Origin of the sequence: Nocardiopsis sp. CC223A (genome assembly GCF_030766825.1) — a bacterium.
Classification (GTDB): Bacteria; Actinomycetota; Actinomycetes; order Streptosporangiales; family Streptosporangiaceae; genus Nocardiopsis.
This window is the reverse complement of sequence record NZ_JASFDV010000046.1, coordinates 38,694-51,836: the sequence shown is the minus strand read 5'-3', so window position 1 is coordinate 51,836 and position 13,143 is coordinate 38,694. Positions and strand designations below refer to the sequence as shown.

15 protein-coding genes are annotated in these 13,143 nt (G+C 75.0%); 10 read left to right on the top strand and 5 right to left on the bottom strand.

Translation table 11 applies throughout. The annotated features are described in order from the left end of the window. The 6 genes from QJS33_RS18580 to QJS33_RS18555 all read left to right on the top strand — a co-directional run. Positions 1–425, top strand: a 425-nt coding sequence (locus tag QJS33_RS18580; RefSeq protein WP_372339680.1) for a CDP-alcohol phosphatidyltransferase family protein, incomplete at its 5' end; no start/stop codon positions are given. A 42-nt stretch (positions 426–467) separates the two neighbouring features. Next, the gene (locus QJS33_RS18575; RefSeq protein ID WP_306369276.1) at positions 468–1,439 is read left to right on the top strand and encodes a zinc-binding alcohol dehydrogenase; all 972 of its coding nucleotides are present in this window, start codon (positions 468–470) and stop codon (positions 1,437–1,439) included. A gap of 23 nt (positions 1,440–1,462) precedes the next feature. Continuing rightward, a complete protein-coding gene (locus QJS33_RS18570; RefSeq protein ID WP_306369275.1) occupies positions 1,463–1,846 on the top strand; it encodes a 6-carboxytetrahydropterin synthase in 384 nt (127 codons plus the stop codon). Continuing rightward, positions 1,843–2,874, top strand: a complete 1,032-nt coding sequence (locus tag QJS33_RS18565; protein ID WP_306369274.1) for a glycosyltransferase family 4 protein — start codon at positions 1,843–1,845, stop codon at positions 2,872–2,874. The genes QJS33_RS18570 and QJS33_RS18565 overlap by 4 nt, the downstream gene beginning before the upstream one ends. After that, entirely contained in the window at positions 2,871–3,656 is a 786-nt protein-coding gene (locus tag QJS33_RS18560; RefSeq protein ID WP_306369273.1) for a class I SAM-dependent methyltransferase, read from the top strand. The genes QJS33_RS18565 and QJS33_RS18560 overlap by 4 nt, the downstream gene beginning before the upstream one ends. Next, positions 3,653–4,732 carry a lysylphosphatidylglycerol synthase domain-containing protein gene (locus tag QJS33_RS18555; RefSeq protein ID WP_306369272.1) on the top strand — a complete coding sequence of 360 codons (1,080 nt, stop codon included), beginning with the start codon at positions 3,653–3,655 and terminating at the stop codon, positions 4,730–4,732. The genes QJS33_RS18560 and QJS33_RS18555 overlap by 4 nt, the downstream gene beginning before the upstream one ends. On the opposite strand, the gene QJS33_RS18550 is transcribed toward QJS33_RS18555, so the two are convergent. Continuing rightward, positions 4,619–5,344: a creatininase family protein gene (locus QJS33_RS18550; RefSeq protein ID WP_306369271.1), complete on the bottom strand. Its 726-nt coding sequence runs from the start codon at positions 5,342–5,344 to the stop codon at positions 4,619–4,621. The genes QJS33_RS18555 and QJS33_RS18550 overlap by 114 nt on opposite strands. Before the next feature lie 11 nt (positions 5,345–5,355). Beyond that, on the bottom strand, positions 5,356–5,961 hold the full coding sequence (locus tag QJS33_RS18545; protein WP_306369270.1) for a TetR/AcrR family transcriptional regulator: 606 nt from the start codon (positions 5,959–5,961) through the stop codon (positions 5,356–5,358). 159 nt (positions 5,962–6,120) lie between these two features. On the opposite strand from QJS33_RS18545, the gene QJS33_RS18540 reads away from it, so the two are divergent. The 3 genes from QJS33_RS18540 to QJS33_RS18530 all read left to right on the top strand — a co-directional run bounded on the left by QJS33_RS18540 (position 6,121) and on the right by QJS33_RS18530 (position 9,324). Further along, positions 6,121–7,677, top strand: coding sequence for an MDR family MFS transporter (locus QJS33_RS18540; RefSeq protein ID WP_306369269.1), 1,557 nt, complete (start codon positions 6,121–6,123; stop codon positions 7,675–7,677). Between the two features lie 135 nt (positions 7,678–7,812). Beyond that, entirely contained in the window at positions 7,813–8,616 is an 804-nt protein-coding gene (locus QJS33_RS18535) for an SAM-dependent methyltransferase (protein WP_306369268.1), read from the top strand. 156 nt (positions 8,617–8,772) lie between these two features. Beyond that, complete coding sequence (locus QJS33_RS18530) at positions 8,773–9,324, top strand: dihydrofolate reductase family protein (protein ID WP_306369267.1); 552 nt, start codon at positions 8,773–8,775, stop codon at positions 9,322–9,324. A gap of 173 nt (positions 9,325–9,497) precedes the next feature. Here the strand turns inward: QJS33_RS18530 and QJS33_RS18525 are convergent, their stop codons facing one another. Then, a complete protein-coding gene (locus tag QJS33_RS18525; RefSeq protein ID WP_306369278.1) occupies positions 9,498–10,097 on the bottom strand; it encodes a LysE/ArgO family amino acid transporter in 600 nt (199 codons plus the stop codon). A gap of 95 nt (positions 10,098–10,192) precedes the next feature. Here QJS33_RS18525 and QJS33_RS18520 point away from each other — a divergent pair, with 95 nt between their 5' ends. Next, complete coding sequence (locus tag QJS33_RS18520; protein ID WP_306369266.1) at positions 10,193–11,080, top strand: LysR family transcriptional regulator ArgP; 888 nt, start codon at positions 10,193–10,195, stop codon at positions 11,078–11,080. A gap of 164 nt (positions 11,081–11,244) precedes the next feature. Here QJS33_RS18520 and QJS33_RS18515 read toward each other — a convergent pair whose 3' ends face one another. Next, positions 11,245–12,156, bottom strand: a complete 912-nt coding sequence (locus tag QJS33_RS18515; protein WP_306369265.1) for a serine hydrolase — start codon at positions 12,154–12,156, stop codon at positions 11,245–11,247. Next, positions 12,153–13,055 (bottom strand): LysR family transcriptional regulator, encoded by a 903-nt coding sequence (locus QJS33_RS18510; RefSeq protein ID WP_306369264.1) that lies wholly within the window; start codon positions 13,053–13,055, stop codon positions 12,153–12,155. Before QJS33_RS18510 ends, QJS33_RS18515 begins: the two co-directional genes overlap by 4 nt. Positions 13,056–13,143 lie beyond the last annotated feature (88 nt).

Sequence of the window (13,143 nt, the reverse complement as noted above, 5' to 3'; positions counted from 1 at the left end):
ACCCCTGGGCGGTGGTGGCCGTGGCCTCGCTCGCCCTGGCCGGGGACCTCGCGGACGGGCCGGTGGCCCGCGGCACCGGCACCGCCACCGCGTTCGGGGCGCGCTTCGACATGGAGGCCGACGCTTTCCTGCTGCTGGTCCTCAGCCTCGCCGCCGCACCGCTGCTGGGCCCCTGGACCCTGGGCATCGGCGCCATGCGGTACGCGTTCGCCGCGGCGGCCCGGTGGGCGCCCTGGCTGTCCGCGCCGCTGCCGCCCGACCGGGCCCGCAAGGTCGTGGCCGCCGTCCAGGGGGTGGCGCTGGTGGCCGCCCTGGCACCGGTGGTCCCGCCACCGTTCGGTGCCCCGGTGGTCGCCGCCGCCCTGGCACTGCTGGTGTGGTCCTTCGGCCGCGACATCGCCTGGCTGCACCGCAGCCGGGCCTGAGCCGAAAGGGTGAGGGCGGTGACGTCCACGACGAGGAGGACCATGGCACGGACCGCACGGGCGTTCTGGACCCGCTCCCCCGGCCACGGGGAGATCCGCGAGGAGCCCCTGGCCGGCCCCGGGCCCGGCGAGGTGCTGGTGCGCACCCGCTACACCGGGATCAGCCGCGGCACCGAGACACTGGTGTTCGGCGGCGGCGTCCCGCCCGACCAGTACCGGGTCATGCGCGCCCCCTTCCAGGAGGGCGACTTCCCCGGCCCCCTCAAGTACGGGTACCTCAACGTGGGCACCGTCGAAGAGGGCCCCGCCGACCTGGTCGGGCGGACGGTGTTCACCCTCTACCCCCACCAGGACCTGTTCACCGTCCCCGCCACCGCGGTCTCCCCCGTTCCCGAGGGGGTGCCCGCCGAGCGCGCGATCCTGGCCGGGACGGTCGAAACGGCCGTCAACGCCCTGTGGGACGCCTCCCCCCTCGTCGGCGACCGCATCGCCGTCGTGGGCGCCGGGATGGTGGGCTGCTGCGTGGCCCGCCTGGCCGCGCAGATCCCCGGAACACGGGTGCAGCTGGTGGACGTGGCCCCCGAACGCGCCCGCACCGCCGCCGCGCTGGGAGTGGACTTCGCCGCGCCCGACGACGCCGACGGCGACTGCGACCTGGTCTTCCACGCCAGCGCCACCGAGTCCGGGCTGACCCGCTCGCTCACACTGCTCGCCGCCGAGGGCGAGGTCGTGGAGCTCAGCTGGTACGGGGACCGGCGGGTCATCCTGCCGCTGGGCGGGGAGTTCCACTCCCAGCGGCTGACCGTGCGCGCCAGCCAGGTCGGGATGATCTCCCCCGCCCGCCGCTCGCGCTACGACCACACCGAACGCCTGGGGCTGGCGCTGCGGCTGCTCGCCGACCCGGCCTTCGACGCCCTGCTGACCGGCCAGAGCCCCTTCGGGGACCTGCCCTCGGTGCTGCCGCGGCTGGCCGACGGCTCACTGCCCGCCCTGTGCCACCGCATCGTCTACTAGATCGTCTACAGGAGGAGCATCCGGTGTTCAGTGTGACGGTCCGCGACCACATGATGGTCGCCCACAGCTTCCACGGCGAGGTGTTCGGGCCCGCCCGGGCCCTGCACGGCGCGACGTTCGTCGTGGACGCCACCGTGCACCGCGCGGAGCTGGACCCCGACGGGATCGTGGTGGACATCGGCGAGTTCTCCCGGGTCCTGGCCGGGGTGGTGGGCGAACTGAACCACCGGAACCTGGACGAGGTGCCCGAGTTCGCCGGGGTGAACACCACCACCGAGTTCCTGGCCCGGGTGGTGGCCGACCGGCTGGTGGAGCGGTTGGACGCCCCGGCGCGGGGCCTGTCCAGGGTCGCGGTGACACTGCACGAGTCCCACGTGGCGTGGGCCTCCTACGAGAGGGACCTGTGACCGTGTTCGTGGTGCCCGAGCCCACCGCGCCCAGCGGCGGCCATACCTACGACCTGCGTCTGGCCCGGGCCCTGGGCCTGGGCCGGACGCAGGTCCCCGGGTCGTGGCCGCGGCCGGACGCGGACGCCCGGGCGTACCTGGAACGGCTGCTGGCGGGCCTGCCCGACGGGTCGACGGTGCTGCTGGACGGGCTGGTGGCCTGCGGGGTGCCGGAGGTGGTCCTGCCCCGCGCCGGGCGGTTGCGGATCGTGGTGCTGGTTCACCTGCCGCTGGCCGACGAGACCGGACTGGACCCCGCCGAGGCCGCCGACCTCCAGGCCCGGGAGCGGGCGGTGCTGCGCGGGGCCGCGGCCGTCATCGCCACCGGTGCGGCGGCGGCCCGGGACCTGGCCGCCCGCCACGGCCTGGCCGGGGTGGCCGTCGCCCCGCCCGGGGTGGACCCGGCCCCCGAGGCCGACCCCGGCGACGGGACACGGCTGCTGTGCGTGGCCTCCCCCACCCCCCGCAAGGGCCACGACCTCCTCTTCGCCGCCCTGGACCGGGTGCGCGACCTGCCCTGGACGTGCTCCTGCCCCGGCCTGTCCGCCGATGGCGGCGGCGCGTGGGCGGCCCGGGTCCGGGCGGCGGCCCGCTCCCTCGGCGACCGTGTGGCACTGCCCGGGCCGCTCACCGGCACCGACCTGGACACCGCCTATGCCACGGCGGACCTGCTGGTGCTGCCCACCCGCGCCGAGACCTACGGCATGGTCGTCACCGAGGCCCTGGCCCGCGCCGTGCCCGTCCTGGCCACCGACGTGGGCGGGGTGCCCGAGGCCCTGGGCCGCGACCCCGCCGGCGCCCGGCCCGGCCTGCTCGTCCCGCCCGAGGATCCGGGTGCCCTGGCCCGCGCGCTGCGCCTTTGGCTCACCGACCCGCCCCTGCGGGAACGGCTTCGGAGTTCGGCCCGCCGTCGCCGCACCGACTTGACAGGATGGGATGAGACGGCCCGCTCGGTGAGCGCCGTCCTCGACCGGGAGGGGACCCCGTGAGCACCGCAGACACCCAGGAGTTCACACCACAATGGCTGGCCGCCCGCGAGGACGCCGACGCCCGTGCCCGTTCCCGCGGCCCGCTGGCCGCTCTGGCCGCGCACGGCACCGCCGTCGCCGACCTGGGCTGCGGCACCGGATCACTGGCCCGCTGGGCCGCCCCGCGCCTGCCCGGGGTGCGGCGCTGGATGCTGTTCGACCGCGACCCGCGCCTGCTGGCCCTGGCCGGCGGCCGGATCCCGGTGCCCCGGGTGGAGACGCACCTGCTGGAGCTGGCCCGGCTGCGCCCCGAGGACCTGGCCGGGGCCACCCTGGTGGCCGCCTCGGCCCTCCTTGACGTGCTCACCGAGGAGGAGGTCCGGAGCATCGCCGACGCGGTCGCGGCCACCGGACTCCCCGCCTGGTTCACGCTGTCGGTGGCGGGCCGGGTCGTGCTCACCCCCGAGGACCCCCTGGACGCGGCGGTGGCCGCCGCGTTCAACGCCCACCAGCGCCGGGACGGACGCCTGGGCCCCGACGCCGTGGAGGCCGCGATCGAGGTGTTCGCCCGCCGCGGCTACCGGGCGACGACCTTCCCCAGCCCCTGGCGGCTGGGCCCGGACCCGGCACCGGTCACCCGCATGTGGTTGGCGGGCCGGGTGGGCGCCGCCGCCGAACAGGACCCGAACCTGCCGCTGGAGGACTACCTCGCCCGCCGCCTGGAGCAGCTGGACGCGGGGCGGCTGACCGTCGTCGTCCACCACGACGACCTGCTGCTCATGCCCCCCGAGGACCGGCCATGACGCTGCACCCGCCCCCGACCGCGCCGGCCGTCGCCGTCGGCGACGACACCGGCGGTCCCCGCGTACCGGCCCCGGGGCCCGGTGCTCGGGGGTGGTGGCGCCGCCGCCGGGGCGCGGTGCTGCGGGCGGGGGCGGGCGCCCTGGTCCTGGGCGGGGTGCTGTGGTGGTACCCGTTGGAGGCGTTCGCCGCCGCGCCGGCGGTGGTGGACGCCGGCGCGGTCGCCGCGGCCCTGGCCCTGGGCGCGGTCACCACGGTGCTGTGCGCGGCCCGCTGGCTGGTGGTGGCGCGGGCGGTGGGCCTGCGGCTGTCCCCGGCCCGGGCGGTGGCCGACTACTACCTGGCGCAGCTGCTGAACGCGGTGCTGCCCGCCGGGGTCCTGGGCGACGCCCACCGGGCGATCGGCCACGGCCGCGCCAACGGCGACCTGGGCCGCGGGGTGCGCGCCGTGGTGCTGGAACGCCTGGCCGGGCAGGCGGTGCTGTCCCTGGCCGTGGCGGCGCTGGTGCTCACCCTGCCCTCGGCCCTGTGGGGTCCGGGCTGGGGCGCGGCGGTGCCCTCCCTGCTGCTCCTGGCGGCGGCCGCCGCCCTGCTCACCGCGCTGTCCCGCGTCCCCCGGCTCCGGGCCTCCCGCCCGGGCCGGTTCCTGGCCGCCACCGTCCGCGACGTGCGCACCGGACTGCTGGGGCGCGCCCCGGCGGTGCTGGCGCTGTCGGCGGCGGCGCTGGCCGGGCACGTGGCCCTGTTCCTGGTGGCGGCCCACCTGGTGGGTGTGGACGCCCCGCCGCTGCGGCTGGTGCCGCTCGCGCTGCTGGCGCTGGCGGCGATGAGCCTGCCGTTGAACGTGGGCGGGTGGGGCCCGCGCGAGGCGGCCACGGCGGCGGCGTTCGGTGCCGCCGGGCTGGGGGCCGAACAGGGCCTGACGGTGTCGGTGGTCTACGGGGTGCTGGCGCTGGTGGCGGCGCTACCGGGCCTCGTTGTGCCGGCGGCGCGCCTGTTCCAGGGCCGCAAGGTGCCCGGCGGCCCGCCGGGTGAGGAAGTCCAGCAGGGCTTCCCCCTTGGCGGCGCTCGCCCGTGAGGGCAGGCCCACCACCCCGTTGGGGGTGTAGGCGGCCAGCCCCAGGGTGCCCATGTGGTCGCGTTCGTCGGCCCGGTGGTCGGCCTGTGCGTAGTCGGGGCGGACCAGGCCGGGGTGGGTGTGCAGCAGCACGGAGGTCTCCAGCTCCCCGGCGTGCATGTCCTGGTCGTTGGTGGTGGTGATGCCCGCCGCGGTGCGGGCGGCCTCCCATTCGCCCGGGCCGGGGAACAGGGCCATGCGCCCGCCCGACTGCTGGACGGTGTTGGCGAGCACGTGGTTGCCGCCGTGCCCGTTGACGATCAGGAGCGGGACCCCGCCCAGTGACTCGGCGATGTCGGTGACCAGGGCGTGCAGGGTGGTCGCCGAGACGCTGACGGTGCCGGGCCAGGCGGCGTGCTCGTGGGAGCAGCCGAACGCCAGCGGGGGCAGCGCCCGCAGCGCGTGGGCGTCGGCGACGCGTTCGGCCAGGGCGCAGGCGATGAGGGTGTCGGTGGTGAGCGGCAGGTGGGGGCCGTGCTGTTCCAGGCTTCCCACGGGCAGGACGGCGGCGGCCGGGGTGCGCGCGCCCTCCTGCGGTGCGGTGGTGGCGGGCAGCGGTGGGCGTTGGTCCATACCCCCCAGTATCAGGGGGGCGGGGCGGGGTCGGTGAAGGCGGCGCCGACCTCGTCCAGGGCGGCCTCCACCACTTCGTCCAGGGGTCCGGTGCCCTCCTCGGTCCACTCGTGCAGTCCGTGCAGCAGCGCCGACAGGAACACCGACGCCAGCAGTCCGGGGCGGTGCATCCCGGCGGGCAGGGTGCGCCCGCCCAGCAGCGCGGTCGTCTCGCGCAGGAACCCCTGCCGCCCGGCCAGGCGCCGGCCCAGCAGGGCGGGGTGCTTGAGGGCCAGGCGGGTGGTCTGCACCCATTCCCGGTCCGGCGACAGGTCACGGGCGGCATGGACGGTGCGGGCGGTGGCGCGCAGGGCGGTCCAGGCCGACTCGTGTGCGGGTCGGGCGCGCAGGGTGGCGAGGAAGTCGTCCATGTGGGCGGCGTCGCCGTACAGGCAGGCGTCCTCCTTGCCCGCGAAGTAGTTGGAGAAGGTGCGCCGGGAGACCTCGGCGCCGGCGGCGATCTCCTCCACGGTCACCGCGTCCAGGCCGTGTTCGACGACCAGCCGCAGGGCGGCCCGGTGGATGCGCAGCCGTGTCCGCTCCTTCTTGCGTTCGCGCAGCCCGGGGGAGACGTCCATGGTGACATGTTACATGGACTGAAAAATTGCCTGTAAGGCATATTTGCGCACCGTGCATGTATGCTGGTGCGCGCAGGTCAACTCCGTTTACTTTTCTCCGCAGGGGTGCATGTGAGCGCATCACGTCCGTTATCCGACGCCGAGGCACGCCCGACCGTCATGCGGTCCCTCACCGGGCTGCTCATGGTCCTGGGTGTCACGATGCTCAGCGGCACGATCGTCTCGGTCGCCCTCCCCCAGATCGTCGGCTCCCTCAACGGCACCCAGTCGCAGTACACCTGGGTCGTCACCGCCGCACTGCTGGCCTCCACCGCCTCCACCCCCGTCTGGGGCAGGCTCGCCGACCTCTTCGACAAGAAGCGGCTGCTCCAGCTCTCCATCGTCATCTTCATCGTCGCCTCGCTGCTGTGCGGCCTGGCCCAGACCACCGGCCAGCTGATCGCCTTCCGCGCCGTCCAGGGCCTGGGCATGGGCGCCTCCCAGGTCCTCGTCCAGGTCGTCATCGGCACCCTGGTCAGCCCCAGGGAACGCGGCAGGTTCAACGGCTACATCGGCGCCATCATGGCCGTGGCCACCGTCGGCGGCCCCCTCATCGGCGGCGCCATCACCGACATCTCCTGGCTGGGCTGGCGCTGGTGCTTCCTCATCGGCGTGCCCTTCATGCTCGCCGCCCTGGTCGTCCTGACCCGCACCCTGCACCTGGACGACGTGCGCCGCCCCGACACCAGGGTCGACTACGCCGGGGCCACCCTCATCGCCGCCGGGGTCGGCCTCCTGCTGCTGTGGATCACCTTCGTCGGCGGGGACTTCGCCTGGATCTCCTGGCAGAGCGCCGCCATGGTCGGCGGCGCCGCGCTCCTGCTCGGCCTGGCCGTGTGGGTCGAGTCCCGGGTGTCCCAGCCGGTCATCCCGCTGCGCCTGGTGGTGCGCCGCGAGACCGCCGTCGCCATCCTGGCCAGCGTCGCCGTGGGCATGGCCATGTTCGGCGGCGCCGTGTTCCTGGGCCAGTACTTCCAGCTCGCCCGCGGCCACTCGCCCACCGAGGCCGGGCTGCTCACCATCCCGCTGATGCTGGGCGTACTGGTCGCCTCCACCGTCTCCGGGCGCATGGTCTCCCGCTCCGGCCGGGTCAAGTCCTACGTCATGACCGGGCTGGTCACCCTCGCCGCCGGGTTCTTCCTGCTGTCCACCATCGACGCCGACAGCCCCCTGCCCTACGTGGGCCTGGGCATGCTCCTGGTCGGCACCGGCGTGGGCCTGTCCATGCAGAACCTGGTCCTGGTGGTGCAGAACTCGGTGCCCCTGAGCGAACTGGGCGCCGCCAGCGGCGCCATCACGTTCTTCCGCTCCCTGGGCGGCACCATCGGCGTGTCCGTCCTGGGCGCCGTCCTGGCCGACCGGGTCGCCACCGGCATCACCGAGGGCCTGACCGCCGCCGGGGCGGACACCGCCGGTGCCGCCGCCTCCGGCAGCGGCACCCTCGACCTGGACGCCATGCCGCCGTTCCTCCGCGACATCGTCGCCGACGCCTACGGCTCCGCCACCGGCGACATCTTCCTCGTCGCCACCGGCATCGCCGTCGTGGGCGTCCTCGTCGGCGTCCTGCTGCCCCGGGTGCGCCTGCGCGACAGCCTGGACCTGCCCGAACCCGCGGAACAGGTCATCGCCGAGGCCGAGGACACCGGCGCCGCCGGGACCCGCCCGACCGCCGGCTGAAACCACCGCAGAGCGCCCTCCCCCGCCCTCCGGGGAGGGCGCTCTGCCGTGCGCAAAGCCCGACAGGGCAAGGGTTTCGCATCCGCACAGCGGGTAATCTCGTGACGCGTCCTCCCCGGAAGGAAAAGGCCCCCCATGACCGACACCCCCATCGACACGACCGTCGCGCACACCGCCCGGGTCTGGAACCACTGGCTCGGCGGCAAGGACAACTATCCGGTCGACCGCGAGGTGGGAGACCGGATGGCGAAGCTCTTCCCCCAGGTCGTGGAGGCCGCCCGCGGCGACCGCCTGTTCCTGCGCCGCACCGTCACCCACCTGGTGCGGGAAGAGGGCGTCCGCCAGTTCCTCGACATCGGCACCGGCCTGCCCACCGCCGACAACACCCACGAGGTCGCCCAGCGGCTCGCGCCCGACGCCCGCATCGTCTACGTCGACAACGACCCCCTGGTCCTGGCCCACGCCCGCGCCCTGCTGCGCGGCACCGACGAGGGCGCCACCCGGTTCGTCGGGTCGGACCTGCGCGAGATCGACACCGTGCTGGCCGCCGCCCGCGAGACCCTCGACTTCGACCGGCCCATCGGCCTCACCCTCATGGGCACCATGGGCCACTTCGGCGACGTGGAGGAGGCCCTGGGCATCGTCCGCGCCTACATGGACGCGCTGCCCTCCGGCAGCTTCCTGGCGGTCTGCGACGGGGTCGACGCCCACATCGAACCCCTCCGGGAGAAGGACGTCGCCGAGGCCATGGAACTGTGGCGGCAGGGTGTGGCGCAGGACTACCACATGCGTTCGGTGGAGGACTTCACCCGGTACTTCGACGGGTTCGAGCTGCTCGACCCGGGTGTGGTCACGGTCCTGCGCTGGCGCCCCGAGTCCACCGAGGTCGGCGACGTCCGCGACCTGCCCCAGTACTGCGGCCTGGCCCGCAAGCCGTAGGCGCCGCCGATCCGCCCGGACGCGCGGCGGGCCGGCCCGCCGCGCGTCCGTCACACGCCCACCGCCGCGGGGAACCCGCCGAACGTCGCAGGCGAGGATTACGGTGGGCGCGCGCCCGGCGGTCAGGACCGGGCACCGAACCCGCGGGAGCCCCCGATGGCCGAACTCGTCCACTTCGTCCACCAGTCCCTGGACGGCTGCATCGAAGGGCCGAACGGCGAGTTCGACTGGCCGGTCATGGGGCCCGAGCTGTCCGAGGACTCCCGTGCCCTGGGCGAGCGGGCCGACGCGTTCCTCTACGGCCGGGTGGTCTGGGAGATGATGTCGGGCTTCTGGCCCCGCGCCGAGGACTTCTCCGACGACCCCCACGACCTGGCCTTCGCCCCCATCTGGCGGGCCAAACCCAAGGTCGTGGTGTCGCGCACCCTGGACAAGGCCGACTGGAACACCCGGGTCCTCGACGACGTCGAGCAGGTCGCCGACCTCAAGGCCGCCGGTGGGGACCTCGTCCTGTTCGGCGGCTCCGACCTGGCCGCCGAGCTCACCCGCCGTCGGCTCATCGACGAGTACCGCGTCTTCGTGCACCCGGTCGCCCTGGGCGGCGGTAAGCCCGTGTTCCCCGACTCCGTGGGGCGCCTGGGCCTGACCCTGGCGGAGTCCCGGGTGTTCGACTCCCAGGTGGTCCTGCTGCGGTACCGCCGCGCCTGATGGGAGTCGTCAGGTCGTAGGGACTCGATGCCGTGGCCCGCCGGCAGGTGAGCGCTTTCCTCTCCTGAAGCGCGTGACTTCCGGGGTCGGACCGTGCCCCTGCCGGTCGGCCGGGAGGCCGGACCGCTGACGGGGTGTCTGACCCGCGCGGGCGGCTGAGGCCGGCCCCGGCCTCAGCCGCCCAGGGCCATCCGCACGCCCAGCGCCAGCATGACCACCGCGATCACCCCGTCCAGCACCCGCCACGCGCCCGGGCGGGCGAACACCGGCCGCAGCAGCCGCGCGCCGAACCCCAGGGAGAAGAACCACAGGAAGCTGGCGCTGACCGCACCGGCCGCCCACCACCAGCGGGCGCCGTCGTACTGGTTGGCCAGGGAGCCCAGGAACAGCACCGTGTCCAGGTACACGTGCGGGTTGAGCCAGGTCAGCACCACCGCGGTGGCGATGGCCGCGCCGCGCCCCACCACCTCGCCCACGTTCGCGTCCAGCGCCTCGCCGCCCAGGCGCAGCGCCCGCCGGGCCGCCATCGCCCCGTACACGAGCAGGAACCCCGCCCCCAGCACCCGGACCGCCGTGACCAGCCCCGGCAGGGCCGTGATCACCGCGCCGATGCCCAGCACGCCCAGCGTGATCAGCAGGGCGTCGGACAGGGAGCAGACCAGGACCACCGGCAGGACCGTGGCGGTGCGCCCGGCGATGCCCAGGCGCAGGACGAAGGCGTTCTGGGCGCCGATGGCGATGATGAGGGCGAGCCCGGTACCCAGACCGAGCATCGCGGGAAGAAGAGTCGCGTTCACAGGGGAACGCTAGAACCGCACCCGTGCGCAGTAAAGCTAAACTTTCTTAGAACCCCTAAGAGAGGCTTAATATGCCTTTTCAGTTCGAGCACCTGCGCACCCTCACCGCCCTGGTGGACGAGGGCACCTTCGAAGCCGCCGCCCGGACCCTGCACGTGACGCCCTCGGCGGTGTCGCAGCGCGTCCGGGCCATGGAACAGGCCGTCGGCAAGGTGCTGGTCCGCCGCACCACACCGGTCACCACCACCCCCGCCGGGGACGTGGTCCTGCGCCACGCCCGCCAGGTCCTGGTGCTGGACGAGGACGCGCTCGGGGAGCTCGGCGCGGACGACGGGGACCGCCTGCTGCCCGTCGCCGTCAACGCCGACAGCCTCTCCACCTGGTTCCTGGAGGCGCTGGCCGTGGTCACCGAGGAACTCCCGGTGGCGTTCGAGGTCCACCGGGAGGACGAGGAGCACACCACGTCCCTGCTGCGCTCGGGGACGGTCATGGCCGCGGTCACCTCCACCCCCGAGGCGGTCCAGGGCTGCACCGTGGAAGGGCTGGGCACCATGCGCTACCTGGTGGTGTGCACGCCGGAGTTCGACGCCCGGTACCTGGGCGGCCGCGGCGACCCCGAACTCCTGGCCCGCTCGCCCATGGTCAACTTCGACCGCCGCGACGACCTCCAGGACCGGTTCCTGCGCGAGGTCCTGGGGCAGGGCCCGCAGGGGCCGCGCCACTACATCCCCGCCTCACAGGACTTCGCCCGCGCCGTCCACCTGGGCATGGGCTGGGGCGCCGTGCCCGAGGGCCAGTGCCGGGACGCCCTGGACGCCGGGGAGCTGGTCCCCCTGGCCCCCGACCACCCCGTCGACGTCCGCCTCTACTGGCAGCGCTGGAACCTGCGCTCCCCCGCCCTGGACCGGCTCACCGAGGTGGTCCGCCGCCACGCCGCCGCCCACCTGCACCCGCTGTGACCGGTGGCGTCCCGGATGGTGCGGCTTCGGGTGCCCCCGGCCCCGGCCCCGGAGGTGACGACGCGCCGGTCGGCGGTCCGTTCTTGTCCGCGCGGCCGCCGTCCTCACACCACTCGCCGGGAGACGACCGCTGTGACCGGCGGGACCGAGGTCCGGGGGCCGTCTCACCCGGACCTGAGCCGGTCGCGCAGGGTGCGCGCCACCCGCGCCATCAGCGCCTCCGCGCCCGGCTGGTGCACCGCCGGGACCCGCGACTCCGTCAACGCCGCCACCGCGAACACCGCGCCGTCCGCGTGCTCCACCACACCCACCTCGTGGCGCAGGTTCAGCAGGCTCCCCGTCTTGGACGACCACGTCGTCGCGTCCGACGCGAAATCCGGGGCCAGCCGGTGCCGCAGCACGTTGTGCGCCATCAGCCCCCGCACCCGCGCCGCCACCTCCGGGTGGATCCTCGACGGCGTCCACAGCGCCTGCAACAGGTCGACGAAGGCCCGCGCGGTCCCCGTGCTCGCCCGCGCCACGTCCAGCTGCGGAATCCGGTGGCCCCGGCCCGCCGTCCCCGCGTCGATGGCCAGGCTGTGCGCCAGGTGCGCCTCGTCCGGGTCCAGCCGGTCCACCGGCGTGTGGTGCAGGTCCTCCATCGCGTGCCGGACCGTGATGCCCGCGATCCCCGCCGCCCGCAGCGAGGCCGCCACCCGCTCCGGCGGGGTCAGCGCCAGCAGGGCGTCCGCGGCCGCGCCGTCGCTCAGGCACGTGCTCAGGTACACCAGGTCCTCCACCGCCACCCGGGCCGGATGGCGGAACCGGGAGATGCCGATCGGCCCGAACGTGGTGACCCGACCGGGGTCCACCGGGACCTGCTCCGCCCCGTCCAGCTCCCCGGCCCGCACCCGCTCCAGCACCGCGATCGCCAGCGGGACCTTCACCAGCGACGCGGACGGGAACTCCACCTCGGGCTCGATCCCGATCTCCTCCCCCGTCCGCAGGTCCCGCACCAGGAAGGACCCCCGCAGACCCCCCTCCTCCAGCTCGCGGCGCAGCCCGCGCAGCAGGGCGGTGGTGGTGGCGACGTTCACAGGGTCCTCCCGGGATCGGGGACGGCGACGGGGACGGCGTCCAGGCAGTGGGCCAGGGCCGCGGCCAGCGGAACCCGCAACGACTCCGCCTCCTCCGGCCCCCGGGCCACCAGATCGTAGCCGCGCTCCAGCACCGGCTCGCCCAGCCCGCACCAGTACAGCCCCAGCGCCTCCGCCTGCGCCGCCGGGCACACCAGCAGGTCACCGCGGGCCAGGACCTCCGTCGCCGCGTCCGCCAGGGACGGCGCGACCAGGACCTGCCCGGGCCCCAGCCCCAGGGCGTCGCGCGCCCGCGACAGCGGATCGCGCACGTGCGGCACGTCGTCCTCCGGCTGGATCCACAGCCGGCGGCCACCGGGCCGCTCCCCGCGGCCCACCCGCAGCGTCTCCAGGTACAGGGTCCGCACCTCGAACGCCGTCGCCGAGCCCACCCCCAGCGGCACCCGCCACGTCGCGTCCCCCGGGGGCACCGCCACCACCGCGGCCCGCACCTCGCGGTCGCGCAGCGCGGCCGCCCGCACCGCGGGCGGCCCCGGCCGGAAGTCCAGCCGCAGTCCCGCGTCGCGCCCCGCCGCGCCCAGCGCCGCCAGATCCCGTGTCGCACACGTCTCGGGCACCGCCAGCCGCACCGGGCTGTGCCGGGCGCGTTCGGCGTCGTACTCCAGCTCCTCCGCCAGCCGCACCAGGCGCCGCGCCGCGGGCAGCACCTCGCGTCCGAACGGTGTCAGCACCGCCCCGCGCGTGGACCGGTCGAACAGCAGGCCGCCCAGATGGCGTTCCAGCGCCGCCACCCGGCGGCTGGCCACCGGTTGCGGAATGCGCGCGGCGGCCGCGCCGGGGGTGAAACCGCCCCGATCGCTCACGTACACGAAGGCCCGACAGGCACCGACCAGATCCATGAGCCGAGATTATGCCGTGAACGCATGGAAACAGCGATTTGTGTCTTGGACGGCATGAGAGTCCGGGGGGCAGACTGCTGGCGGGGCC